The following is a 25161-nucleotide window of genomic DNA, read 5'->3' as shown; positions in this document are numbered from 1 at the left end:
CAATGGATAAGATAGAGCTTCTAAATCAGATATCGTTATTTATTGACACATATAACCTCGTTTCAGTCAACGAGGATGATTATGCGTGTAAAATAAAAATGACGATTGAAATTAAGCAGCTGTTGTCATCTTGGGAAGATGAAGGTCTGCTTTTAACGATTGAGAATCTTGCCACGAAAAACTCACCAGACGCAGTTGATACCGTTGTGGATGGCGAGTACCACGTTTCGATATCAATAGTCAATCTTCGTCAAGATGGAGTGTATATCTATTCTGACTGGGCTCAGTTTTTAAAGTACAGCGAAAATCAAAGCGCGATACCAGAATCATTTTATCTGATCGGTGATAAATCTAAATATGATGGTCAAACTGAAGCTTTGACTGGCGACTTGAAGCACTATATTAACACAGTGGCATTAATTGACATATTACGTGCACTAGCAGATCACACCGAAGTCGTAAAAGGGGGAAATCTCCCAAATTTAGTAATGCTTCATAAAAACAGACTGGAGATTCCATGCCACTACAAACTAGAGGATATTCAGTCTGGTTTAGACGGCATCACACACATTAGTAACTGGATAAAAGATAAAGCTCACAAAGATCAAAAAGTAAGCATATTTAAAACAGCTTTATATGATTTTCTTAAGTCAGTTCAAAAAGAAAAGCGCTTTGAATATCTCCTTACACATTTTGGTGAGTTTTCTTCTCAGGTAACTGAAAATTACGAGCTTTATGTAAGTGAATTTTCTTTCGATGATGTTCGCTTGGAATATCAAGAAAAGAAAAGAGACTACATGTTAAAGATTAATGAGACATTCAGCTCTATTCAAACTAAGGCCTTGGGTATTCCCGTATCGATAGCTTTTGTTGCATTGAGGCTATCTACTGCAAAGCCGGGTAGTTTTGCAGAACCTACCAACATGCTTCTATTTGTTGCAGCGTTTATTTATGGATTAATGATGTGGTTGTTAATTCAAAATCAGAAGCATTCATTAAAGTCTATTGAGATTGAGTATAAAGGTCAGATTAGCCGCTTAAGAAAAGAATACCCAGATCATCATGAAAAAATTAAAAATGAATTTGAAGATCTCGATAAGAGGTGTAGCACCCAAAAAGCACAGCTAAACCTGTTTCTGTTTTTAATTGTAGGGCTTATATTTATTTCATATACACACCTTGATGTCCCTTTAGACGTATATTGGAATGCCTTTGTTGATTGGTTTTTAGATTTGTCATGTACAGGATGGGAAATACTAATAGCCATGATGAATAGATCTGGTTATTAATGGCTGTGTGAGTGGTATTTAAATAATCGCGAACAGTCTCCGTGGCAAATAACGGTACTTCGTATGAGATATTTGTTGATAAACTGCAACAACCTTGAGAATAAAAATGGAAAAAATACTTAACCAACACCTAATCTGAACCGGGATCCGCCAATTCATTAACCGAAGGTTTAAGGTGCATGTCCCCGTTAAATTATTATGAGTTTGGGAGATAAATAGAAACATGACAGAAATGAATGGTGTTGATTTAAAGACTTCTATTATTGAAACGTTCAAACAAAAAGACCCTGATATGTATGAAAAAATCATGCAGTTCAAGCGTATTTTCAATATTGATGAGGTTTTAGGCGGTAGGTATAGTGTCTCTTTCTTGCTAGATGTATTTTTTGCATTTGAAAAAGGTTTAATAAATATTTCAGCAGTTTTAGATGAAATCAAATATTTAGAAGGAGTTGGTTCTAAAACTCAGACTAAGCCTGCATCTCAATTTAACCGCAAACCTTTAAAACATTTATGGCATAAACATTATTCCGATGGCAACATTCCTGAGTTAGCACAAAACGTCAAAAATGCGTTGAAAAATTACAGCATTCCATATTTAGATGAACAAGTGCGAGACGCTGAAGCTAGTGACGAAGTAAGATATATAACAGAAACCGATATATCAGCAATTTTTGATGACGTTGTCTCGGGAAGCTTAGCTAGACGAAGAGCCGAGCAAAAAATGACTGGTGAGTGGTTGGTTTATGCGTCCCACGAAGGTCAAAATTATTATCTTTGTCTAGCAAAACATGACGACGGCGATGACAATATCAGGAAGAAAATTGATTCGACAGGGATGTATGAATATCCGTTTTTAGAAGAAGTTTTGTCATAACAAATATATACAAGCATTTTAGATTGATTACCAACGCTTGGAATTTTCAACTTAGGATTGGGTTTACTGTGTATAGGTTTAGGTTGGGTGGTCGTGTTGACTTAATGCGGTGTTAGTTTTTCGGAGAGAGCTGTGGATAAAGTTTTATCTTATGTAAATCAAATTATGGATAGAGCAGATAGTTTAAACTACTTTGTGTTTCTATCTACGTTTGTCATCTTTTTGGATGGAGTTTTACTCTATGACCAAGGAATTTCAATTTATGAGCTGAATTTTAGCCATATCAAGTCCAATATCACTGTCGGCAGTTTCTTAGTTTTTCTTTGTGTTTATAGCTTGTTTATGGTGGTTGTTGTTAGTGGTCTAAAGCGTATTATTTCTATAGTAGTACTCGTGTTGCCAACTATTGAGTGGTTACAAAACACCGAGTCTAGTGATTTACGCCAGTGGCATGCCAAAAACTATGTTTCTATTTCGCAGATGCGCACTTATGCAATAAAGAATGATAATGCTGTTGCCTTAGGGATCGTTTCTGAAAAAAATCAAGAAATAAAAAATCTATTGAACTTAGAAAAGAATAGTTTTGCCTTCCTTCTAGCAAGTATTTTAAACCTCGCTGTGTGCTCTGATGGGAATGCTTCATTAGTTGTACAAATGTTTACGTTTTCAGTGGATGCCAGCATACTCTCATTTGACACTCTAAAAGCTATTCTGGTTGGCTCAGTCTACATTACTATGTTTTATGTTGGTGTTATTCGAGGGTGTAGTTTTCAAAATACATCTATATATAATAATAGTATCTATTTTCCTGACAACGATATAAAAAACTAACAAAGCCTTCAAGGCTAATTTGTAAACTCGTGCGCAACTAGCTTCGCTAAAACATGGTACACGCTCACTTACAGCTTAAAGCGGCGTTAACGACTATTCAGAATGTAATGGTAGACTGAATTTAGCCATCTGATTAGATGGGTTACCTGACCATGCTTTCAGGTTAATGGCATTATTAAAAGTAAGTCAAATTATGCTTCTATGCACTGAGTTGCCGTTCGTTTGAAACACACAAAGAGGCAGAAACTTCTTAGCCGATCTGCTGAACCAACTAATTTCTGGACAAAAACGATTTACGACTACTGGCAAAAAATTTCTATCCGATTAGAAAAAGTATCCTGAAACCTCAAGCTCTTGTAAGTTCGGGTCTAAAGACTATACGACATATACTCCATAGGAAGAGAAAATTTGCTTTTTATACGCTCTAGGTATTCAGTATCTGCGCTTTTTAACTCATGAGGAGAGACTATGACAAGCTTATCAATATCAATATTATCGTTATAAAATGCATATTCCATTAATTGCCCCAGAGCTTCACGGATACAACTCTTTGCACTATTCGAAGTCTTAATTTCATATAACGAATAGCTTTTCTCTTTTTTAACAACCAGATCTATCCGATTTCCAGAACCACAGCCAAGCTCTGTTGCTACACTAGCATATCCATATAGTTGAGAAAGCTCTTCATATAACGCAGTTTGAAGTTGGTTGTGCAACAACGAAACTTCTTTGGTGTAATCACTATATGCACGCTTTGTTTTACTTTTACCCTCTCTATGACCAGCAATGAACTGAAAACCATTTTGCCTTTCTAAATTCGGTTCTAACTTTTTATTCTTCAGATTGTAATAGTTAGAAGTGACTGCTGGGTCGTCCGCACTGAACTCTTGAGGTTCCTCTAGTAAATTCAGGTCTTCCGGTTTGTACCTAACAACAGAGAAAATATCAGCAGTTACGAACTTTTTAAATTCTTCAATATTAGCCCCAACTAAGTTTAGCTGAGCGACCATCTCTTTGTACCAGCCGTTTTTCTTGTATTTTTTATATACTCGTTTTGACTCTTCGGCTGAAACGACTTCTAAGTTCTTTATTTCTCCCAACCACCATCGTTGTTTTGTGTCGCTATTGATTGAGTATAAAGAAACATCGAAAACTTGGTCTAAGTATTTATCTCTATGCTTACCAATTGCTTGGATATACCCGTAATGATAGCCATCAACTAATTTTGTTGTATCGAGCAACCACTCTTCATGACCATATCCATTTTGGTACTCGTAAGAGTCTTTATTACTACTTTTTCCTAGACGACCCGATGGAGTTTTCCAACCATTGCTGCTCCAGCAAATTCTTGCAATTTTCTTCATGTTTCCTCCAAGGAGCTTAACTCCCTGCTAAGCGGAAAAGAACGGTTGGATATAATCGTGAAGCGATGGTCAACTGTTATTTTTCCGTTTGAGCAATTTGTTAGATTTTGTTATTTAGCAAAGTACTTATAAACCATTTGTTTATATCTTTTGCTAAATCTTCTTCATTATTAAAAGTAAGAATTCTCTGATGTTGAATATCAAACGGTATATCTGCTATGGATTCTGAGATTAACAAAACAGGCTTTCCAAGAGCATGAGCTATACCTAACTCATAAAAAACATTCGCATTTCTGCCAGACAAATTTGCTACAACGACTTTCGCGGATAACATTTCTTCCATGATATGAGCAAGAATATTGGAAGATACTGTAGAGTCATCCCCGCGAACACACTTAAGTCCAAGATTATTAAGCGTCTCTTTGATGGTGTTATATTGGCTAGAGAACTCTTCATTAAATGGAGTTAACACAAACACTTTCTTAGGATCTACTTCTGGTAAGCTAGTAACCCCCAAATTTTGTAAAAACTCTTTTGTGCCATTGTCGTCATTCTTATGATGCTTTTTAGCATCTGAATATTTAACATCATTAACCAAGTGGTTAATGCTATTAAACCTATCTTTATTTAGACTCAATTCTTTGTGTAATGAATACAACTCTTTTTCAATAGACTTTCTAAAATCATCATGTTTATAGTCTTCGTACTTCTTTGCCATGCTTGCCATTCTTGTATTGAAATAAAGAACTGCAACAATTACTAATGATATAATTGGAGTGATATAAAAAACCAAATCTGATACTTCCATTCTCATTCTCCAATCAACTTTGAAACACTAATAATTAGCATAGTAGAAACCAACACGTAATTTACAATGACAAGCGCCGATGCGGTTAACATTTTAGATCTCGTGAAACCAATAGGTGATACTTTAGTCATTACAATAGAAACCACAATTAACCCAACAAAAGTAAACATTGTAGCTAATAGACCATTTGCACTGCTTGGTTCCCCCATAATAATGGTCGCAATAAATGATAATGCTAAGAAACCAACATCTGTTGGTGAATGAATAAAACTTTTCCAAGCTTGGCGCAAGGATGGTGCCTCTGCGACAAATAATTTCAAAAGAAATTGAACAGCCACGAGAGTCAAAGGAACGAGCCAAATAGCCTGTGCGCTGGGATCAAATGAATACCATTCACTAGAATGGGCGACAGTACTCGAAGCTTCAGAGACAGCTGAAATTTCAGAAGAAACATCCAAACTCATAAAACAAACCTGTGTGAAAAACTAGTGGGCATATTCTAACAACTTATTGTATTAGCTACTATTTAAAAATACCAAACACTTATTAGACAGAATAATTTAGCCTAATAAACAAGAACCAATTATTAGCTAAATTTAATTAATTTTGGGTGATAGAAAAGCAGTAAATTGAGCACTCTAAGAAAGGAGAAATTCTGAGTACTAGATACCAACTGTTCCGAATCTAGACTAGAGTGGGACAATTTGTCCCACCAGCACATTTTTGGACATAAATGTACTAACAGAAAGTGCTTAACCCACACCTAAGACACCCATCACCCCTTCCTCAAATCCAAAACAACCTTACCAACAATCTTCACACTCAACTCGTCCACCGTAAGAACCGAGCCAGCAAAAGAGATAGCCAACTGCTTACCCGGCAACCTCTGAATATCATTCAATGACAACAAACCATCCATATCGACAAGATAAGTACCACTTACCGCCTGATCGGTTTCTTTATCAATGATCACAGTAGAGTTTTCAGTAGTGACGGCCATTGGGCTTCGCACACCCATTTCTTCCAATAATGCTTTATCAAAATTAAGCAATGGCTTCTCTACAAGTTTGCCTTCGACCAATCCAAATCTAGCTAGAGGAATGGAACCTTCTGTTTGGGAAATGATATCAACCGCTCTTGGTTTGGCATATGGAGTGCCTGCTGCCAATTTTTTTTGAGCCTCTTCATCTAATGCGAGCTCTGCAATCGGAATCCCCAGAACTAAATGAAGCCTGATGATCAATTCATGAGATGTACGTTCATGCAGATTCCAAGCGCTAAATGTCGCTTTAGGCACATCCAACACTTCTGATAGCTCCATAAGAGTCGAACATCCAGTCGCTTTTTTTAGACCATCAGTGAACTCATGCCCCTTTATATAGTTGGGCGCAACTATTTTTTGCCGTTCCATATCGATAATTTTTGATATAGATCGCTCAATACCGCTTTACAGATCGGTAATTGTCGATCTAATATGTGTTTGTCGATGAGCATCAAGCCGACCAAGACTATAGATGCTCAAATAAATATGAGTCACTTTAAAGGATACCACTATGCTTTCTTATTCTGTAGCCCCACCTACGCCATTTGTTACCCACGACAAATACATGGAACTAACAGGCCTGCCAAAAAGCACGCTCGATGACCTCATTCGAGACGGCAAAGTCATTGTTAAAAAGAAAGAAAAACGCGGTCAGAAAATTTTAATCAACATGGTCGCCATGCATGAAATTGCCGCCCGTGAAACCATCGAATTTTTGGGGTAACGGCTATGAACCATTACCTGAATTCTGTGAAAAAAGAAAACTGGCACCTAGTGTATGAATTGCTTGGCTGGTCCATTTTTCTTTATTCCATCTTCCCGTTTATCTTCTTTTAGGATTGTCGTTTATGGACCAGCATATCGCTATGTGCAGTTTACGTGAACGCAAACAGCGAGATTACGACGCCGTTTGTTGCGACTTCGCGGTAAACAACAATATGGAAAAACTTGCCACTCAAATTGGGGTAACAAGTGGAACCATGTTGCGAAATAAGCTTAACCCTTCACAGCCGCATAAATTAGACCCGGTTGACTTAGCGCTACTAAGCAAAGAGTCAGGCGACTTCACCATTCTAAACACCCTTATGGCCGACATGGGCGTGGTCACCGTCCCCGTTCCTGAAGATAAAGACAACATCAACCTACTACAGCGGTTCTTAAACCAATCAGTTTATACCGGAGAGTTATCTAGCGACGCATTAGAAATGTGCAATGCCGACCGTTTACCCAGAAGCCGCAAGCGCAAAACCTTAGCCAAGGCGCAATTGGCGTTGGGAAATCTGGTTTTGCTTATCTCTGATCTAGAAGGTCGCACCACAGGCCTTCAACCACTTGTGCAGTTGGGTGCCGACTTTCTAGTTAACGGTTCACCCATTCCCGGACTTGCTTAGGAGTTTACTTATGTCAGTAGCCAACGTTATTCCTTTATTCCCAGGTCGCGAACCTGTCATGCATGAGCCCACTAACCCCGCGCACATGCCCTGCCCTGACTTGCCTTGTTATTCATTAAACCAAGCGCAAAAAGAACAAGGGTTAGCCAACCTTGCCAACGTACGCAAACAGCTAAAAGAAAAGCAGCTAAAACCCCTTCGAGAGGAAGGCAAGCAACTGCAAACCAAAGGCAAAGAAACCGAAGACGTAGCCGAGCAGCTGCTCATAAAGCAACAACTTAAGAAACTACAAAGCCAAGCTGAGCAAATTGGCCAGCGTTGGTCTTAACTGAGTAAAACCTTAACCAACTGATATGGCCTCGATGGCCACGCCCTTGAAAGAGGACGATTTTTATTATCCTGAATTTGTGTAGGAGCAGATGATGAATAAACGACATATACCAACTAAACCAACGCCACCTAAAACTGAATTAACTTTAGCTAATGAAGCAAAAGAAGACGCCAAAAGTTGCCTACAAAAGGCAACCCAAATTTTAGACAAAGCGCTTCAAGTTCACGACTCTACATTGTCGAAGCAGCGAAAAATTGCCTTTGCGCTTAGTGAGCTCATTGGTAAGCCAGTAGCACAGCTTGGAAACTGTGTTGCCGAAGATGTTTTGAAAGCGGTGGTAGAAATTGATGAACAGACTAGAAACCGCCAAGAAAGAGAAGCAATTGATACCATCATGGACCTAGCGGTATCGAATAAAGATATTATTCATATAACTGTTAACTACAGCCCTATTCTCCACAATATCAGCGTTCGAGTATGTGCAGCGAACGCTAACTATTTAGCACCCGCAAGTTATGAAGACCTACTTAGCATTACTGCCTGCCTTGGGGAACGTGATGAATGGCAAGAAGGAAACGCGATTTCAGAATTACTTGCTATAGAAGACCAGTTAATAGACCTGATCGCCGAAGCCCGAGACAAACAAGAAACGGATAGCGATGAGGTGGCCGCATGATGTTTGCCGCCGTTCAGTTATGCCCATTAGGCGGCATCGTCCGCCATGAAGAAACCCAAGAAGTTGCCAATGTTCCTATTGGCGATTTCCCCTCGATGGAAGATGCCATCAAACAAGCCTGCGCAAATTTTCAGTGTACCGAACTGCACAACGGCGTGATCTCGAAAGGTTACGGAAAAAGCGGGTACATGGTGGTTACAACTCAGGAACTGGAGGAGATATGAGTTTAACCGCAGCGTTGAAAGAAGCAGGTACACGACCAGTTAAAGAGATAGCCGCCTCTTACGGCATTTCGCCAGACTACTTAAGGTCACAAGCCTCAAGACGAGGTATTTCAATGGCGTTCACACTGGTCGGTGTAACCAAAAAAGCGTGGAGTGGAGCCGATGTTACTTTTTTACGTCGTAACGCTAAAAAACTAACCGCTAGGCAGATTGCTGAAAAATTATCTCGAACTGAGATTAGCGTGAAAAGTAAGGCGACAATGCTAGGTATTTACTTTCAAAAACATGGAGAAACTCATCCTCAAGCAATCGTCAGTAATCATGACGTAGAGCTTTGTAGGCAGTTAGACGATGCGGGTCTACGCCCATATCAAATAGCTGAAAAAATGGAATTGAATTATAGCTATGTTCAGTACGTTTTGAAGTACCGCATTCGTTGTAAAGGATAGTAGATACACGCTTATGCTACCTACCTACGCTAACAAGAAAAACAGGCGCTCAGACACTAAAGTTCAAACTAGTGCTCAGCGTCTTATTTCGTGGTACCAAAACATTGATACCGATAGCCTTGAATTTATGGAGTGGGAGCAAGAACGAGCGCAACAGCTTGCACTGGAATGGGCTGCTGGAGATTTCAAACCAACTTGTTTAGCCGATGATATGGTACTGGCAGCAAGACCGAACCCAGAGAGAACACCAGAAAATCTTTCCATTATTGAACACAAGCTTTATGAACTAAACCCCCTTGATCACGAATGGCGTAAGCAGTTTTTTGCAGGGCTTCCCATCTATCTAGTTAAGTACTTTGCCAATCGCTATATCGATATCTTTCGCAAAGACGGTGCAAGCAAAGCCAATACCTTCTTACGTGAAAGAATGTCGCCAGCGAGTGATCGTGTTCGTATGGTGTTACGCCGATACAAAAAGCTACCCACAACCCAAAAGGTTGCTTTGCTAAGTGAGGAATATTCCGACACTTATCAAAGCGAACAGCCTAATGAAAACGAGCAAATGAAGTTCGATTTCGAACAAGCAACAAAAAACAGAAAACCGATAAAGAGCCGAATTCTCGCCGAACTAGAACGTGGTGAAATCCGAGACATGGCGTTTAAAATTGCCAGTATCGTGGTTAAGTATCATCAACACATATCAGCAGATTATGAAGCTGAAACCGATAAAGAATTAGAAAAGGCGGCATTGGATGGGTATGAGCAGTTAGCTGAATTTACGGAACGTTTTGGCGTCGTTGCCCCTAGAAAATACAAAAAGAAACAGACCGAACTTTCCGCGCTTCAAGATATATCGCGCATGCGTAGCGAAAAATGGTGGTATGGGCGTTTAGTTCGTGGCCGTAAATTGATGCGAGAGCATTTAGCCATAGCAATGGGCCAAGTATCTAAAAAGGCCTCGGCTTACTGTTCTTGGGATTGCCTACGTGAACATAAAGAACAAAAAGCGAAAAACTGGGAATTCATCAAAAACGGCACCTTGTTTGATGAAGAAACAGAAGAAGAAATAACACTGAAAGACATGGTACTAAAAAGCATTTCTAACCCCGCAATACTTCGTCATGAATTAATGGTCCGTTGCCGTGGTTGTGAAGATATTGGCGAAATGCTAGGTCTTCAAGGTTTGTTCTTAACTCTGACCGCTCCGGGCAAATACCACAATAGCTACAAGAAAGGTGGTTTTGTGGCGAAGTGGAACGGCGCCAACCCAAAAGAGACACAAACCTACCTCAACAAAGTTTGGTCACGAATTCGAGCTAAATTAGACCGAGAAGGGTTACGCTGGTTTGGTGTTCGTGTGGCCGAGCCTCACCATGATGGCACACCGCATTGGCATTTACTGATATGGGTAAAACCACAACAGGCGCTAGAGGTAACGAACATCTTCATTCGCTACGCCGTTGAAGAAGACGCATTAGAGCTTTTCCCAAAAGCGGCGCTTTATTTTCCCTATCAACCTAGTTTTCCTGTTGAAAGTAAAGAAGTAACGAATGCTTTCAAGATACCTAGAAAGCTATACAAAAAGGACTTCCCTTGCGAATTGGCAAACCTACGGCCAGAAGTAGAACTGCCAGAATCGGTTAAACATCAACAGCCGATAAGCAGCCAAGTCACGACACTAAATATCAATTATAAAGCCCGTTGTGATGTGGGATTTATCGACCCAGAACAAGGTTCGGCTACCGGTTATATCGCCAAATACATATCAAAGAATATTGATGGCTATGCGATGGATGATGAAGTGTCCGACGAAACGGGAGAATCAATCAAAAGCATGGCGAAGAATGTGTCAGCGTGGAAAAGCCGATGGGACATTCGTCAGTTTCAATTCTTTGGTGGTGCACCTGTCACCACCTATAGAGAGCTGCGCCGTTATGCCAATTTAGATAAAGCCAGTTTCATGGATTACCTCACCACGTTAAGCCGAGCAGAAATGCTAGAAATCTATAAAGAAATACCTAAACGATATAAGCGTAAATTCGTTGGCCCACCGATACCCGATACGTTACTAACGAACAGAAAGCTGTTTAATGCCAAGCGGCTTTTTGTCATGTTAGGCGAGCACTACCAACCGAGTATTGAAAGCGAAGAAGGCAATGTAATTGCGACAATGCAAGCCGCCGACACAGGCGATTGGCAAGGTTACATCATGGGCCAAGGTGGCCCGTTTGTAACACGTGACGAGCTGCTTATTACCAATGTATACAAAGAGCTTCCCTTTGCTTCTCCCCATGGCGAAACCGTTAAAAAAATAGACGGTTTTAAAGCGTGTGGGGAGTTTACTAAAACACGTTTAAGAATATGGGTTATTCAGAACAAGCCTGTACCTAAAGGTGACGTGGTTTACGACATTGAGAAGCCAACGGCCAATCCAAAAGATTGGCGGGTTAAGGGTAAAGCCAAAGCCCAAATAAGTGGTGATCAGGTTGACGGTGTTGCTCTTGGGAGCGAAGCGACTAAAACGGGCGGCCTTGCCGCCTCTCGGAGTTCTGTCAATAACTGTACGCGGAAGCAATTTACACCGTTACCGCTACAGGATACCCATCAGGTAAATAGACCTTTAGATCCCTTAATTGAACATGAAATACGGCGGCTTTCTATCGAGTACGAGCTCGATGATAGTTTCAGAACGGAGCTGTTGAAGGGCAAATGGTTAATTTTAGAGAAGAACAAGAGCATAAAACTGCATCTTGGGGATGGCCACGTCCGCCCAGACAACCTGGCATACCGAAATGACGTGCCTTTAGACCTGAGTTGGCTAGGTGATGACGAACCAGATGAACCAATTTTGCTCACTGATAACGATGAAGATTACATACAACCAGACTTAAGCTGGTTCTAGGAGTAAACAACCATGCTAATTACCTGCCCAATCTGCGAGAGCAAAGCCCGAATCGCTACATCACGGGCAATGAGCAAAGACACGCGCGAAGCCTATTGCCAGTGCTTGAACTTAAATTGTGGTAAAGCGTTTACCACCTTAACCACCGTTCATAGGATTATCGAATCGACAGGGACAAAACCAGACCCAGAGCTTCAGCCTGATTTGTGTAAGGGTGATGTGGACCAGATGGATATTTTTGATTCACTAATTTAATAAATAGGAAGTCTAGACTTCGGGAAATAATAAAAATGAATCTAATCCCCAAAAAGCGTCTTGATGCTTTATTTGAAATTCTACCCAGCAGAGAAATGCCAGAGAAAACCAAAGTGGCTGCGAGGTTGGTTTTTGAATCCGGGTACTCTTACGAACTGGCATCCTTGAAAACTGAGGTTTCAAGCAAGCGAATTTCACTGGCTGTACGTAAACTTAACCGCATGGATGCGATAATGCGAGAGGCTTATCGACTGTAAAATAATACAAGGATCGCGAAAAACACTAAATACGAACAAACGCGATCTTGGACGATCTCTAAAATGCCTACCTAGAATAGCCCTGAGTTCAATTCCCATAAGGGCTGTGGTCAAATAACCCTACCAACAAAATGTGCGTGTTAAATTTCGCAAAATTGCCGTGTTGAATTGTAGCGCGGAGGGGAGGGTGAGCCCGAGCAACGCCTGAGCGCTCGTTTTTAGCGCCTATATTTCTCATCCCTGCCTATTGCGCTATTTTCTGAATGACTGGGAGATAACCAACTGATGTGGGAACGACAATACAAGCGCGGTCGATGGAATGGGCACACCCTCAATATCGTCTCGACCTCCATTGATGGCGGAAAACGCCTGCACGTCAGTGAAATACCTTATGCTGATTTGCCTCATATCAAAGTAATGGGCAGCAAGTCCCGAACCATCAACTTAGAGGTGGTGTTTGTTGGCACCAGTTCGTTAGCAGAGGCCAACGCCTTTATCGAAAGCTTAGACGCCTCGCCCGTTGGTGAGCTAGAGCATCCGTGGCTTGGCGAGTTGTCATTGACGTTTGAAACCGTCTCGCAAAGCATCAACACGAAACGAGGATTAGTCTCCCTTTCCCTGGCATTTGTTCGATCTGGTGTGTCTCCTACCATTACCACTTCAACCGATGTCAGGGTGAGAGAGCAATCGGCTATTGTCGACAGTCTATCGAGTGCTTCCTTTAGTGAATCCATCACTAATATGACCGTATCAGAGATCAATCAAACTCAAGACAACATCATAGACACATTGAATGTCCTGGTTGATATCACCAATAGACTTAACCTAGCGGACGACACGTTGCAAGACATCAATAACGCTATTAACCAGGCGTTCTCCTTCGTCAGTAGTTTAAGCGGAGCACCAAGTAACGTGGCGGTATTATTGACTACGGCCATCAATGCCGTTGCCGATGGTGTGCAAGCGGAGCCAACATCTGTCAGTGAGGCTGTAGATAATTCACGCTGCGCTAGCGCATTAATGCTGGGGCTAGTGAAAGACAATGCCCCAACAACGCACCACAACGTTCAGGTGGTGACGGGTGCGATAAAAATGAGTAAGGATGTCACCGAGTTAGAGGCATCAGATAGTTTTGATGTCACTCAAGGGAGTAAGCAAACGACCATTATGCAAAGTGACGTAGTGACGTTGATAGAAAACATCGACGACCGCGTGACCCAAGTGACTCATGTCTCGACATTAGAAAGCATCGAACTTTACGACGCACTGGTGGTACTAAAAAACAGTGTCCAGGCACAGTATGACAAAGTCGTTGCGGGCTGCATTTCTCATCGTGTCGTCCAAGCACCAAGGGCAAAGCCCGCGCTGGTTGTCGCGCATGATGAGCGAACGGACGAGAAAGTCATCACTGCTATCAATGCCCTGCAACACCCACTCTTCATGCGTGGTGAACTGTCAGTGAGAGACGTCTGATGAAAAAACTCGCTTTGTTGATTAACGGTGCTGAGGTTCCTTTTTATCAAGCCGACTTAAACTACTCGGTAGAGCAGCTTGCGCATACGTTCAGCTGTCGAATTCCACCGATGAACATAGATCGCCCTCTGCCCGTTGAGTTCCGTCTCGATAACATGCCCATCCTAACAGGCCAGATAGATCAGGTAGACGCGTCAACCGAGTCAAGCTCTCATGAGGTGACCATTACTGGCCGTTCGAGCAGCGCCAATATGATTGATTCCCGAATCACGATGGATGCACTCTATGATCAGAACGTCGAGAAGTTGCTGCGCTCGTTGGCTAAACCCTTTGGTTTGGGCGTCAAAAGTTTAGTGGCATCGATGCCGGTCATTCCTGAGTTTCAGATCAACGCCGAGTCGCCAGTCGAGAACATCGCGCAACTCATTCGTGAGCAAGGTTATATGCTCATCGAGCGCAATGGGGTATTAACCATTGAAAATACCGCCCATGCGACGATTCAAGGCATTGGTCTAGACGTGGGCAATAACCTTGAATCACTTAATATTACACGCACCTTTAATAAGCAGTTTTATCGCACCGAAGTACAGGGCGCATGGGATGACGCCAGCGCCGTCATTACGTCCCCGACCATTAATAGCGCGCGAACCATGGTCATTATTTGCGACCAACTTCAAAGCGAAGCGGCGTGTTTATCTCGCGCCACTTATGAGCGCAATTTATCTATAGCCGAAAGCCTAACCACATCGGCCAGTATCGCCGACATATTCCAAGTGCTCGCCATAGATGGTTTAAACCGAGTCATCAGGGTCATCGACGAGAAACAAAACTTCAATGAAATGCTCGTCATCAAAACGTTAGCATTATCGGTATCGGAAAGCTCAGCGAGTACTTCCGTTGAATTATTCAGGCCGTTCAAGGAGCAAAGCTATGCGTAAAGAAGCGCAACAACGATTAATGGCCAGAATCAAAAACGTCACAGGAACGGGCATGGTCACTGGTGCTTCAACCGGTATTCTGCAAATCAAAACCGCCACTGGGCGCACCAATGATCGCATCAAACGCGTGCATAATTATGGCTTTATGAGTCGTCCTCTGGTTGGCGCCAAAACCTATAACTTGTTTATTGGTGGCGTCACCGCAAGAGGATTCACCGTCAACGTGGAAGATGAACGCCATCAAATAGAACTTGAGCCTGGTGAAGTTGCCATGCTCGATGACAAAGGCAATCTGGTTCATTTTACCGCGCAAGGTATCAAGATTAATTCTATGGCAAAGCTCGAGGTTATCTCTGCAGGTGAAACCAGTGTTACCGCGCCAAAAGTAAACGTCACCTCACCAGAATCCACCTTCTCTGGCAACGTGGCGATAGGCGGAAATCTTGATGTCGAGGGCAGTGTCGGCGGCGCCTCTGGCAACTTTGGCGGGGTCACCGTTGAGACGCACGACCACAATTATGACGACGACAACGCCACCAAAGTCAGCCAAGGACCCAATAAATCATGAGTTACTTTTCCTTGAATGCCCTCACCGCGCCCATCACCTCGAGCGAAGGCATGACTCACGCCATACAGCAAAGCATTCATAACCATGGTGAGTCGACTCAAAATGACCGCGCGCGGATGGAAAGGAACGAACGCGGAGGTCATTGGAGTGATGAACTGCTTTCAATGGTGGGCTCTCGCGATTGGACACTAAGGCGCGAAAAAATCACCGAACAAACCCTAAGCCTGGCAAAGCGCTTTTATGACGATGCGCTCAGTTGGTTAATCACTGATGGACACGCCAGCGCCGTCGTCGTATCGGTCTGGGAAGATGGGCCGAACCAGATGGGCCGTAACGTAACCATCACCTTAGTCGATGGAACAAAATTTGAGGTACCACTATGAGCACACAACGCAGCTTGCAAGAGCTCATCGACCGAGCAAAATCCACGTTGATGGCCAAAACAGGCCAAAACAATCCCGCCATTGATGCGATTGCCAGTGCCATCGCAGGCGTGAGTTATGGCCAATATGGCTATCAAGACCAGCTGTTTCGAGAGCTTCACCCAGAAACCTGCTCAGAGCCTTGGCTATATCTGCACGCCAACAGGCACGACGTGCCTCGTTTACTGCCAACCTTTGCACAAGGTTTAGTTAAATTTGAACAGCTTGGCGGCGTGGTCGTTATTCCCAAAAGCACACGCTTGACCTACAACAGTCATGACTATGAGACAACCAATGAGCAATACAGCGACACACCCGTTGAAGTAATGGCATTGGTCTCTGGTGTAGACAGCAATTTACCTGCAGGTAATACGCTAACCCTGTTTGAGGGGTTAAGTGGCGTCAGCCCCAATAATGTGCAAAGCCTTGGCATTGAAGGCGGCGCAGACATTGAAGCGTTGGAGCATTGGCGAGCGCGTGTGATTGTCGCATTTGAGAAAAATGAGTTGGTAGGTAAGGCGGAAGATTATCAAGCCTGGGCGGTGTCGGCGCACTCCGATGTGGATTATGCCTGGGCGCTGGATAACACCCCAGAGCGTGGCATGGTCGAGGTTTATATCGGCACACGACAAAATGACCCTACGTTAAGTAGTGAAATCGTCACTTTAGTACAAGCCATCTTTGAAGCAAACCGCCTTGCAGGTTGCCATCCTAGCGCATTGTTGCCTGAGCAAAGGATGCTGGATATCGAAATTCAAGGTATTGAAGATCAGGCCGTGCGTGATGATGTCGTTCTTGCACTTGAGGGAATGGTTAAAAACAAAATGGGAAGTATTGACCCCATCAGCGAAAAGCCCGAGTCCATTACCCCAACCCAAATCGTTCTCGCCATCTCAGCTGTGACCAATAACTTTATCGTCAAAGCGCCGACAGAAGAGACCGCCATCGAGCGCAACCAAATTCATGTACTAGGAGCCGTATCGTGGACACCACCGACGTAATCATTGACTACAGCGCCGCCGATTTTGCCGATGCTATTCGGTTATTGTTGCCCAGAGGCGACTATTGGCAAGAAGCCGATAATCAAGCGCTCACTAATACGATAGAAGGGATGGCAATCGATTTTAAAGCCACGCATGACGATATCGAACTGTCACTGTTAACCAATTTTGAGGCGCGTCTGTTCGGCTGGAAAATTAGCGATTATCAAGCCTTGCTGTTTAGCAAGGCAGGCAAAGAAAGTGGTCAGGTTTATGACTCGGCACACACGCCAAACTTGATTTATGTCTCGCTGAAAGACGGTGCCCGTAATAACGCGCGGCAAGCATGGACGGCCTTTGAACAAAAGCGGCTACCGCATACAGAAATCACATGGATTTATAACTCAGAAATGGCGCATTACCATCAAATCGCCAATGCCAGACATATTCGAAATTTGCATCAATACGAGGTAACACAATGAGCTTAATCATTACCGATGCAGGCATTCAAGCTTCCATCCAGGCAGGTGAAATGGGGGTTAGCTATAAAATCACCCATATCAGTATTGGCAGTGAGGGTTATACGCCGACTCAAGACCAAACCACACTGCAAAATGAAATACTGCGTAAACCCATTACCCGAGGGGCCATTATTGGCCTAGGTCAATTGCACTTTGAAACCGTCTGGGATGGTGATGAAGAGTTTGATGGTAAAGAGCTCGGTTATTGGCTAGAAGATGGCACCCTGTTCGCCGTGGATAGCCGAGATGGCGCGGTCATCACCTTTAAACGTAAAGACACGGTGGTCACCGAAGCGTGTGAGCTAAACCTTGCGGCCTCAAGCATTGATAATATAACGATTGAGTTACTCGGCACGCCCTACGCGACAGAGGAAATAGCCGGCATTGCCAAGATAGCCAGTAATGACGATGTTGAGCAAGGCACCAATGACCGATCCTTTTTGACCATCAAAAAGCTGGTTCACGCGTTAGATATCTCCCATATCATCGACAAACTCGTCACCAATTTGTGGTTAAAAATGGCGGCGAAGATATTCCCAGTAGGTGCTGCTATCCCGTGGTTTACCGATACGGCGCCAGAAGGGTTCGCCATTATGAAGAATCAAGCCTTTGATATCTCGCTTTATACCGAACTATCCAAAGTGTGGCCTGATGGCGTAATTCCTGATATGCGAGGCTGCGGCGTCATTGGTAAAGAAGATAATGAAACGATAGGTGTATTTGAAGAAGGACAAGTGAAAGAGCATGGTCACCCGGGATCTAGTTCCAGTTCAACAAATCTAGGCAGTAAAAATACGAATACAACCGGAAATCACACGCACGCACAAATTGCGAATGGTCGAGATACAAACGTAAACACGAGCAATGCAAACTACATTGCAGGTTCAAAATATATACAAACGGCTAGAGCGGCGATTGCAACGGGGGCAGCGGGCAACCACTATCATTCAGTATCAATCGGCTCTCATGCACATACACTCGCGATTGCTCTTTTCGGCGCCGCTAAAAACACAATAAATCACAGAAAAGTAAACTGGATTGTAAGGATGGCCTAATGACGACATTTTTTTCAACATCTCAAACCGTTAGCGTTTCCCGCCTTTCAGAAGAAGGATGGTGGATAGAAAACACCTCAGAGCATGTCGCCAAAGGAACGGCGCTAGGTGAGGGTTTTACCGTTAATGTATACACGCCTTCAGAGCAAGGCATGATTGGTCGATACGATAAACAAACCGACAGTTGGGATGAAATAGAAAACCAAGCACTAAAAGCGTTCTGGAACGAAGTCGGACAAGGCTTTGTGATTGGTGTTCCGGATGGCGATTACCCAGAGGGGGCTATCAAAGAAGCGCCGCCCGAATTCGATACGAGCAATGAAACCGTGCTCCATAAAGACGGCGCGTGGAAGATATACGATATTGAAATTGGTAAGACGTTCTATGATGCAGAAGGCAATGAATTTGTTGTCTCTGATTTCAATTTTGACCTACCTGATAATCACTCTTTTGACGCACCACCGAAGACCGAGCAAGGTTTTGCTGTTCGATTGGTGGACAATGAGTGGATACAAATCATCGATCATCGTGAGAAAACCATTTTTGATCAGACCGATTGCACACAATCAAAAGAAGTCACCGAATTGGGGGACATTCCGCAAGGTTGGACACTGGATGAACCTGCCACTCAATTTGATGAATGGACAGACGGTATATGGGTAACCAATCTAAGCGAGCAATACATTGATGACTATGACGAGGTGGATAGCACCCGCCGAAGTTTGTATAGCCAAATGTGCGATCCTTTAATCTCAGAAGCCAACATCAAACGGCTACAAGGTGATGAAGCAGGCGCAAAAATGTTGGAAGTACAAGCACTCGCCGCATGGCAAAAAATCCACGACGAAAACCCATGGCCAACGAAACCAATCAGCTAAGTACGCCCTCTATTCAAACCCAGTACCGTACTGGGTTTTCTACATCTACCATCTAGAACTAGCCTAAATATCCGTCACTCATCACGCGCGATACACTAAAGAAAACCAACCATTGAGAGCGCTAATGAACATCGGTAAACCAAGCCTAATCACCAGTATTACGGCCACTTTGGGCTCTATGTCAGTTAATGACATTGCCCAACTTATTGCCTGCATTGTGGCTATCGTATCGGGCTTAATGGCCATGCGTCATTATTGGGTCAGAACTAAATTAGATAGCTTACAAATCCAGAACATTGAGGACAAATAGCATGGGCATGAAACAAAAGGTCATCTCCAGTACGGTATGCTCTGTCATGGCCGTTCTGGCCATTGTGTTTGGTCAATCAACCGTTCTAAAAACCAGTGAACAAGGGTTAGCTCATGTTGCTAATCAAGAGGGGTGTCGACTCGCCGCTTATCAATGCTCCGCCGATAAATGGACGGCAGGTCTCGGCCATACCGAAGGGATAAAAAAGAACGCGAAAGTCACCCTAGAACAAGCGGCCGACTATTTCATTCAAGATGTGGCCATCGCTGAAAAAGTGGTGACAAAGGCCATCACTAAGCAAGCCAGTCAAGGCGAATTCGATATGATGGTGAGTTTTGTGTTTAACCTGGGCGCGGGCAACTTCAAACGTTCAACACTGCTTAAAAAATTTAACGCAGGGCAAAACAAACAAGCCTGCAATGAGTACTTACGGTGGGTGTACGTAAACGGCAAAAATTGCAGGGTAAATAAAAGCAATTGCGCCGGTATTGTGAAAAGGCGCCAGACAGAACGCGAGGTCTGCTTGAATGGTTACTAAATACCTTACTTTAGCCAAAGCGTTGGGCGCCATACTTTTGCTTGCGCTTACTTCGTATTTCTCTTACGACTACGGCGCAACCAGTAACGAGCGCGCCAATCAAGTCGCACAAAATAAGCTACTGGATAAGTTAGAGCAGAAACAAGACGAGGCTTATGTATTGGCCGTCGAGCTCGCCAACCAAGAGCCCATTGTAAATATTCAATACCGAACCATTGAAAAAGAGGTGATCAAATATGCTCAAGCCAATAATGACAAGCAGTGTGTTGCTACTGACGCTCACTGGCTGCGCATCCGCGCCGACGCAGTGCGAGCGCATAATAGAACAATCGGTATTTTCCAACCCGCCACCGTTCCTAATGACTCCGCCCAAACCACTCGAAGCTCAACACCCTACCAACAAGACGTCGAAGTCTTAGCGGAAGATGTAAACAATCTGAAAACATGTGGGGAAAATGCGAAAAAGCTCCAATCCTTGCAAACATGGATTAAAGCTCAGTTACCGGGTTATCCCACAGAATAAGAACCTTACCCCTCTATGATTTAGAAGTGTGCTAGGCTTTAGCAAGCACATTTCTGCCCCGAAGCTTGCTAGGAAAGTTGTGATTCATGGCTAGCCAGTTTGAGTACGATACTTCAATGAGCTATTTCTCAATTAACTATTATGGTTACGAATGGTTCAGGACAAACAGTCTCAAACCATCACATTTTGGCTTACTCGACAGTCAAAATGATCTTTCCGTTTAAAGATTTTGACTCAGATTCAATATGTTCAATCGCTGATAGAACGCTATCTAAGGGAACATAGCGATCCACATCTAGCTGTACTTGGTTCTCAATGAAATGGTCTAACATCACCTTAAACTTACCTTGACGAATATCTCTTCCGACCGAATCCTCCCAGAACCGTAAGAAAAATGTACTAAAATCAATACTCTGACGTTTAATGCACTCGAAAAATATAGGTTCATAAAACTCGAGAGAGAGGGTGCCATAGTTGATATAACGTCCCTGCTTACAGACTGTTTTAACGAGCTCAGTTCCCGCTTTACCGCCAATAGCATCAAAAGCCAAGTTTGGTTTGGGTACGCCAATCTTTTGAATTTGGGACAATAAGTCATCTCTTGCATCTAACACGTGGGCGACAGAGTAGGGGTAGCCTTCTGGTTTAGAGGTTACAACAACCAGAGTAAATCCTAGTGATGCGGATAATTGAGCGAAGATCTTGCCTATTGCAGAGCTACCAGCATTGATAATAACTACGTCTTTTCTTGTCAGTTGGGCAATTTCCGTAGTAAGAACCCAAGCTGTCAACGCATTAATATATAGCTGACATGCATAACCACTTTCCAATGTCAGGGGAATGTGGAAAAGATTCTCGGGTAATACATCAATATACTTCTGCCACGTTCCACTTGTTGCCACGACAACTCGTTGACCAGATATAAATTCCGTTTGATTAGACTCAACCACTGTTCCAACGGCTTCAAACCCTGGAACCCTAGGTGTTCGGTGGTTATGTCTATATTGACCGATACCACGAATAGATAATAAATCACTAGGATTAATGTTGGTTGCTTCGATTCGAACTCGAACTAAACCTTCAATAAGAGTACCTAATGGAACATTTTCTAGTTTCAGTGAGCTTTGGGGATGTCCAAAGCAAATTTGGTTAACTCGTATATTTCGCTCAATATTTGTCATGTATAGATTACTTAAAAATTTTATGAAAAGTGTTGCTGTTGATAAGGTGACCTAGCCACTCGTTTACAGTCAAAGAAGAATCTTTGACTGTATAAACTAAATTCGAGCACGAGTATTTCATAGACTGGTTAACAAAGAAATGTCCACAAGTGAGTTTGTTCAGTAGATCCGCTAAGAAGGTTCTGTCCAAAAGCTTCTTAGAAACGAGCTAAAGCTGATTTTAGCCTAACCAGCTCGTTCTTAACCCAACTAAGTTACTGACTCCAACCCCTCATACTCATTTGCCCCAATAACATCCAGCCCCACAAATTCATTCAATTCACAAAGCGAATCAATCAGCGGCAACAATTCATTCTTATGGAAGATACGGTCGACTTTGCTTAAATCAAGGCTAGCCGTAATGCCTTCACGCCTTACGCTCATTAACTCTAGTGGAACGCGGTGAAGGGAAAGCACATCATTGGTGGTTTGGTTCATTACATCTTTAAACGCGTCTTTAGCTTCAACCTGTCCAATCGGTTTCAGCTCAGGTGCTTTTGAGTCTTTACCTCTGCTATTCACAAACAGGTTCTTGAACGCCATACCTTCTTTTGCGGTAAGTTTATTGCGAATATCCTTCTCGGTATCTTCCGTCATTTTTGGCTCGTTCATATACAATAAGTAACCCGCATGAGAGCCATTCCGATAATATTGGCGACGAAACAAGGTCGCATCATCATTTAGCCAAATCGAGGTAAGCCCACTCACATGCTGCGGCATACCATAAATCTCTTGAGCAATATCATATTCAGCCAGATGAAAAACTTGATCACGTTTAAAATTAATTCGCCCGTCATCGTCATACGCTCTTGGCTTGTAACTGTAACCCAAATCCTCACGCCTACGCATATACAACGCAGGAAGGTGTTTAATTTGTACAACATGGCCAAGAAGGTTGCGCACCACCTGAAAGTAGCCATTACCAAAGGTAAGGTAGTCCTGGATAAAACGTTTTAGATCACGACGAGACAAAATCTCATTAACCGATACCGCATAGGCCAATGTATTTCGCTTAAACTCGATGGCGCTGGAATGCATGGGGTTTACGCGCAACGCCTTCGCCAAGGTATCCAATGCTATCGGTGGCTCATATAAACCGTCAATGAGCGCCACTTCAAGATAACTGAGAATGTCGCTATTCATCACACTCACAGGGTTGGAAAATTCAAGATCGATCACTTTGCCTCTCTTAGAAAAACGCTACGGTCGTATCGTCTTCATTATGAATATCAATCGGCTCCCAACGCATCACGTGCATCGAAGCCCAAGCAAGGTCAGCGTGAGAGCCTATCTTGCTTCGGTTAGAAATAAAGGTTATCTGGTTACTGGCTTTGGTGGTTTGCTGGCGTATCATCAAGAACGAGTGCACCAGATCATCCCACTCGCCATCAAACTGCAATCGACCATCGTTAATGATTTCGCGCGCCTTATAGACCATCATTCGCTTCATTTCTGGTGAGTAATCTAGCTCTTCAAGGCCCGGATAAAACTTACGTACTAATTCGGCAACCGCCGAGCCTACGCCACTGACGTCCATGGCCATGTAGACCACATTGTATTTTTCGGTGATGCCTTTGATAGCTTGCGCCTGGTCTTCGTAGCTTGACCCTTTCAGCCGAACCCGCTCAATAAAGCGAAATACGCCGCCTTTACGTTTCGGTTTAAGTGAAACAACCAGACCCGCATCATCAGAGCCTTCACCTTGACCGCCGCCTCTTGGGTCATAACCAACCAACACTTCGGCATCACTGACAGGACGAGCTTTGTTATGGTCAACGTCTGTCCAGTTGTCGATATCTGTTTTACAAGCCAGTAGTGATTTGAGCGAGAATATAGACGCGGAGTCATCCAAAAATAAGCATCGTAGTAGGTTATTAAACACCTCTTTAACCGGATATTTTCGCTTGAGTTTATCCATACTAAAGAAGGTTGCCCCTTTAGCAATTGCATCATCCACGGTGATCATTTGACGAAATATAAAGTCCGCACCCAGTTGCCCATTTTTTAAGGACTCATGGCTAAGGTCGATTTTTAGCTCTTTTTTGCCCCGCCATTTGGGATACGCTTCGTGCGCTATCGTTGATGGTGTCGAAATATAGGTCGTTCGGTACTTCGATTGGATGGACATACCGCCCGCGTAATCATCTAATTCTGCAAAGCGAGGTATCCAAAATACTTCATCCCAATACATATGGCCGTTAAAGCCCTGAGAGGTTGCTGCGTTGGTCGACATAAAGCCCAAGCTAGCACCATTGCTGAGTGTAAGGTCGTCTTTACCCTTTAGGTCTATGTCACCTATCTCAAGTGCAAACTTACGGATGTAGTTTTTGAATATATACGCCTGTTTTTTAGATGCTGAGATAAATACTTGATTATCACCATTGAGCACCGCGTCCTCGAATGCTTCAAAGGCGAAATAGAAAGTAAGACCGATTTGCCGTGATTTAAGATAAAAACGAGTTTCGTTGATCTCATCATTTAATTTATGGTCATGAATCTCTTTCTGGTATGGGAAGAAAAGTTTTTCGCGGTATTCGTCCAACATTTCTTTGGTGATGTGCGAAACATCATTTTTTACTTTATTCGGTTTTCTGCCTCGCTTGTTGTCACCATTGCGATAACTTGCCGCATTCCGCCTGTTATCCGCATCATCTCGCTTGCGCTTTTGTTCAAGCAGCAACTCCAACTCTTTGAGCTGAGCCTCGTGCTTGTGATCAACCCACATTAGATAAGCAATACGTTGGCGCAACATCAGCTCAACAGGCGCATCGTCCCGCATCTCTTTCCAACCAAACTTAGCAATCCATTTTTGAATCGTTCTGGGAGAGACGTTCACATTCTTCGCTACTTCGGCGATTTTGTGTTGACGTAAATAGAGATTAAACGCCTGCGTTTGGGCGGCGGTATACATTGGCTCGTTTGATGGTGTGACAACATTCGTATTCATAACGGCATAGTGCTACAGGCGTTGAAATTACTCAGCTTGCACCGTTTCTATATCCAACTTCTAGAATCAGTATGAATACAAAAAGGTAAGGG

Annotated in this window: 30 protein-coding genes; 23 read left to right on the top strand and 7 right to left on the bottom strand. The window is 43.1% G+C overall.

The window, feature by feature from the left end; translation table 11 throughout:
- The first annotated feature begins 2 nt into the window (after positions 1 to 2).
- The 3 genes from L3V77_RS21120 to L3V77_RS21110 all read left to right on the top strand — a co-directional run bounded on the left by L3V77_RS21120 (position 3) and on the right by L3V77_RS21110 (position 2997).
- Entirely contained in the window at positions 3 to 1289 is a 1287-nt protein-coding gene (locus L3V77_RS21120; protein ID WP_275138204.1) for a hypothetical protein, read from the top strand.
- Between the two features lie 223 nt (positions 1290 to 1512).
- Positions 1513 to 2166 (top strand): hypothetical protein, encoded by a 654-nt coding sequence (locus L3V77_RS21115; protein WP_275138203.1) that lies wholly within the window; start codon positions 1513 to 1515, stop codon positions 2164 to 2166.
- 132 nt (positions 2167 to 2298) lie between these two features.
- Positions 2299 to 2997 carry a hypothetical protein gene (locus L3V77_RS21110; RefSeq protein ID WP_275138202.1) on the top strand — a complete coding sequence of 233 codons (699 nt, stop codon included), beginning with the start codon at positions 2299 to 2301 and terminating at the stop codon, positions 2995 to 2997.
- Positions 2998 to 3365: 368 nt separating this feature from the next.
- Here L3V77_RS21110 and L3V77_RS21105 read toward each other — a convergent pair whose 3' ends face one another.
- The 4 genes from L3V77_RS21105 to L3V77_RS21090 all read right to left on the bottom strand — a co-directional run bounded on the left by L3V77_RS21105 (position 3366) and on the right by L3V77_RS21090 (position 6580).
- The gene (locus tag L3V77_RS21105) at positions 3366 to 4361 is read right to left on the bottom strand and encodes a hypothetical protein (RefSeq protein ID WP_275138201.1); all 996 of its coding nucleotides are present in this window, start codon (positions 4359 to 4361) and stop codon (positions 3366 to 3368) included.
- Between the two features lie 100 nt (positions 4362 to 4461).
- Positions 4462 to 5169: a hypothetical protein gene (locus tag L3V77_RS21100; protein ID WP_275138200.1), complete on the bottom strand. Its 708-nt coding sequence runs from the start codon at positions 5167 to 5169 to the stop codon at positions 4462 to 4464.
- A gap of 2 nt (positions 5170 to 5171) precedes the next feature.
- Positions 5172 to 5633 (bottom strand): hypothetical protein, encoded by a 462-nt coding sequence (locus L3V77_RS21095; RefSeq protein ID WP_275138199.1) that lies wholly within the window; start codon positions 5631 to 5633, stop codon positions 5172 to 5174.
- Between the two features lie 311 nt (positions 5634 to 5944).
- Positions 5945 to 6580, bottom strand: a complete 636-nt coding sequence (locus L3V77_RS21090) for a helix-turn-helix domain-containing protein (protein WP_275138198.1) — start codon at positions 6578 to 6580, stop codon at positions 5945 to 5947.
- Between the two features lie 142 nt (positions 6581 to 6722).
- Between L3V77_RS21090 and L3V77_RS21085 the strand changes: the two genes are divergently transcribed.
- The 20 genes from L3V77_RS21085 to L3V77_RS20990 all read left to right on the top strand — a co-directional run bounded on the left by L3V77_RS21085 (position 6723) and on the right by L3V77_RS20990 (position 20902).
- A complete protein-coding gene (locus L3V77_RS21085) occupies positions 6723 to 6935 on the top strand; it encodes a hypothetical protein (protein WP_275138197.1) in 213 nt (70 codons plus the stop codon).
- Positions 6936 to 7059: 124 nt separating this feature from the next.
- Positions 7060 to 7602, top strand: a complete 543-nt coding sequence (locus L3V77_RS21080) for a phage regulatory CII family protein (RefSeq protein ID WP_275138196.1) — start codon at positions 7060 to 7062, stop codon at positions 7600 to 7602.
- A gap of 10 nt (positions 7603 to 7612) precedes the next feature.
- Positions 7613 to 7930: a hypothetical protein gene (locus L3V77_RS21075; RefSeq protein WP_275138195.1), complete on the top strand. Its 318-nt coding sequence runs from the start codon at positions 7613 to 7615 to the stop codon at positions 7928 to 7930.
- A 91-nt stretch (positions 7931 to 8021) separates the two neighbouring features.
- The gene (locus tag L3V77_RS21070; RefSeq protein WP_275138194.1) at positions 8022 to 8609 is read left to right on the top strand and encodes a hypothetical protein; all 588 of its coding nucleotides are present in this window, start codon (positions 8022 to 8024) and stop codon (positions 8607 to 8609) included.
- A complete protein-coding gene (locus tag L3V77_RS21065; protein ID WP_275138193.1) occupies positions 8606 to 8833 on the top strand; it encodes a hypothetical protein in 228 nt (75 codons plus the stop codon). The genes L3V77_RS21070 and L3V77_RS21065 overlap by 4 nt, the downstream gene beginning before the upstream one ends.
- Complete coding sequence (locus tag L3V77_RS21060; RefSeq protein ID WP_275138192.1) at positions 8830 to 9282, top strand: hypothetical protein; 453 nt, start codon at positions 8830 to 8832, stop codon at positions 9280 to 9282. Before L3V77_RS21065 ends, L3V77_RS21060 begins: the two co-directional genes overlap by 4 nt.
- Positions 9283 to 9295: 13 nt before the next feature.
- Positions 9296 to 12184 (top strand): replication endonuclease, encoded by a 2889-nt coding sequence (locus tag L3V77_RS21055; RefSeq protein WP_275138191.1) that lies wholly within the window; start codon positions 9296 to 9298, stop codon positions 12182 to 12184.
- A 12-nt stretch (positions 12185 to 12196) separates the two neighbouring features.
- Positions 12197 to 12439, top strand: a complete 243-nt coding sequence (locus L3V77_RS21050; RefSeq protein ID WP_275138190.1) for an ogr/Delta-like zinc finger family protein — start codon at positions 12197 to 12199, stop codon at positions 12437 to 12439.
- A 35-nt stretch (positions 12440 to 12474) separates the two neighbouring features.
- On the top strand, positions 12475 to 12696 hold the full coding sequence (locus tag L3V77_RS21045; RefSeq protein ID WP_275138189.1) for a hypothetical protein: 222 nt from the start codon (positions 12475 to 12477) through the stop codon (positions 12694 to 12696).
- Between the two features lie 285 nt (positions 12697 to 12981).
- Positions 12982 to 14169, top strand: coding sequence for a DNA circularization N-terminal domain-containing protein (locus L3V77_RS21040; RefSeq protein WP_275138188.1), 1188 nt, complete (start codon positions 12982 to 12984; stop codon positions 14167 to 14169).
- Positions 14169 to 15107, top strand: a complete 939-nt coding sequence (locus L3V77_RS21035) for a phage tail protein (protein WP_275138187.1) — start codon at positions 14169 to 14171, stop codon at positions 15105 to 15107. Before L3V77_RS21040 ends, L3V77_RS21035 begins: the two co-directional genes overlap by 1 nt.
- Entirely contained in the window at positions 15100 to 15675 is a 576-nt protein-coding gene (locus tag L3V77_RS21030) for a phage baseplate assembly protein (RefSeq protein ID WP_275138186.1), read from the top strand. The genes L3V77_RS21035 and L3V77_RS21030 overlap by 8 nt, the downstream gene beginning before the upstream one ends.
- Positions 15672 to 16058 (top strand): phage GP46 family protein, encoded by a 387-nt coding sequence (locus L3V77_RS21025; RefSeq protein WP_275138185.1) that lies wholly within the window; start codon positions 15672 to 15674, stop codon positions 16056 to 16058. Before L3V77_RS21030 ends, L3V77_RS21025 begins: the two co-directional genes overlap by 4 nt.
- Positions 16055 to 17098, top strand: a complete 1044-nt coding sequence (locus L3V77_RS21020) for a baseplate J/gp47 family protein (RefSeq protein WP_275138184.1) — start codon at positions 16055 to 16057, stop codon at positions 17096 to 17098. The genes L3V77_RS21025 and L3V77_RS21020 overlap by 4 nt, the downstream gene beginning before the upstream one ends.
- Positions 17080 to 17559: a hypothetical protein gene (locus tag L3V77_RS21015; RefSeq protein WP_275138183.1), complete on the top strand. Its 480-nt coding sequence runs from the start codon at positions 17080 to 17082 to the stop codon at positions 17557 to 17559. The genes L3V77_RS21020 and L3V77_RS21015 overlap by 19 nt, the downstream gene beginning before the upstream one ends.
- Complete coding sequence (locus L3V77_RS21010; RefSeq protein ID WP_275138182.1) at positions 17556 to 18653, top strand: phage tail protein; 1098 nt, start codon at positions 17556 to 17558, stop codon at positions 18651 to 18653. The genes L3V77_RS21015 and L3V77_RS21010 overlap by 4 nt, the downstream gene beginning before the upstream one ends.
- Complete coding sequence (locus L3V77_RS21005; RefSeq protein ID WP_275138181.1) at positions 18653 to 19531, top strand: hypothetical protein; 879 nt, start codon at positions 18653 to 18655, stop codon at positions 19529 to 19531. Before L3V77_RS21010 ends, L3V77_RS21005 begins: the two co-directional genes overlap by 1 nt.
- Before the next feature lie 124 nt (positions 19532 to 19655).
- Complete coding sequence (locus L3V77_RS21000; RefSeq protein WP_275138180.1) at positions 19656 to 19841, top strand: hypothetical protein; 186 nt, start codon at positions 19656 to 19658, stop codon at positions 19839 to 19841.
- Position 19842: 1 nt separating this feature from the next.
- The gene (locus tag L3V77_RS20995; protein WP_275138179.1) at positions 19843 to 20379 is read left to right on the top strand and encodes a lysozyme; all 537 of its coding nucleotides are present in this window, start codon (positions 19843 to 19845) and stop codon (positions 20377 to 20379) included.
- Positions 20369 to 20902 (top strand): hypothetical protein, encoded by a 534-nt coding sequence (locus L3V77_RS20990; RefSeq protein WP_275138178.1) that lies wholly within the window; start codon positions 20369 to 20371, stop codon positions 20900 to 20902. Before L3V77_RS20995 ends, L3V77_RS20990 begins: the two co-directional genes overlap by 11 nt.
- Positions 20903 to 21093: 191 nt before the next feature.
- Here the strand turns inward: L3V77_RS20990 and L3V77_RS20985 are convergent, their stop codons facing one another.
- The 3 genes from L3V77_RS20985 to L3V77_RS20975 all read right to left on the bottom strand — a co-directional run bounded on the left by L3V77_RS20985 (position 21094) and on the right by L3V77_RS20975 (position 25069).
- Positions 21094 to 22083, bottom strand: a complete 990-nt coding sequence (locus tag L3V77_RS20985) for a zinc-dependent alcohol dehydrogenase family protein (protein WP_275138177.1) — start codon at positions 22081 to 22083, stop codon at positions 21094 to 21096.
- Between the two features lie 249 nt (positions 22084 to 22332).
- On the bottom strand, positions 22333 to 23301 hold the full coding sequence (locus L3V77_RS20980; protein ID WP_275138176.1) for a phage portal protein: 969 nt from the start codon (positions 23299 to 23301) through the stop codon (positions 22333 to 22335).
- Between the two features lie 10 nt (positions 23302 to 23311).
- Positions 23312 to 25069: a terminase family protein gene (locus L3V77_RS20975; protein ID WP_275138175.1), complete on the bottom strand. Its 1758-nt coding sequence runs from the start codon at positions 25067 to 25069 to the stop codon at positions 23312 to 23314.
- Between the last annotated feature and the right edge of the window lie 92 nt (positions 25070 to 25161).

The sequence above is a fragment of the Vibrio sp. DW001 genome, from assembly GCF_029016285.1.
GTDB lineage: Bacteria > Pseudomonadota > Gammaproteobacteria > Enterobacterales > Vibrionaceae > Vibrio.
This window is presented reverse-complemented; position numbering and strand designations above follow the sequence as displayed.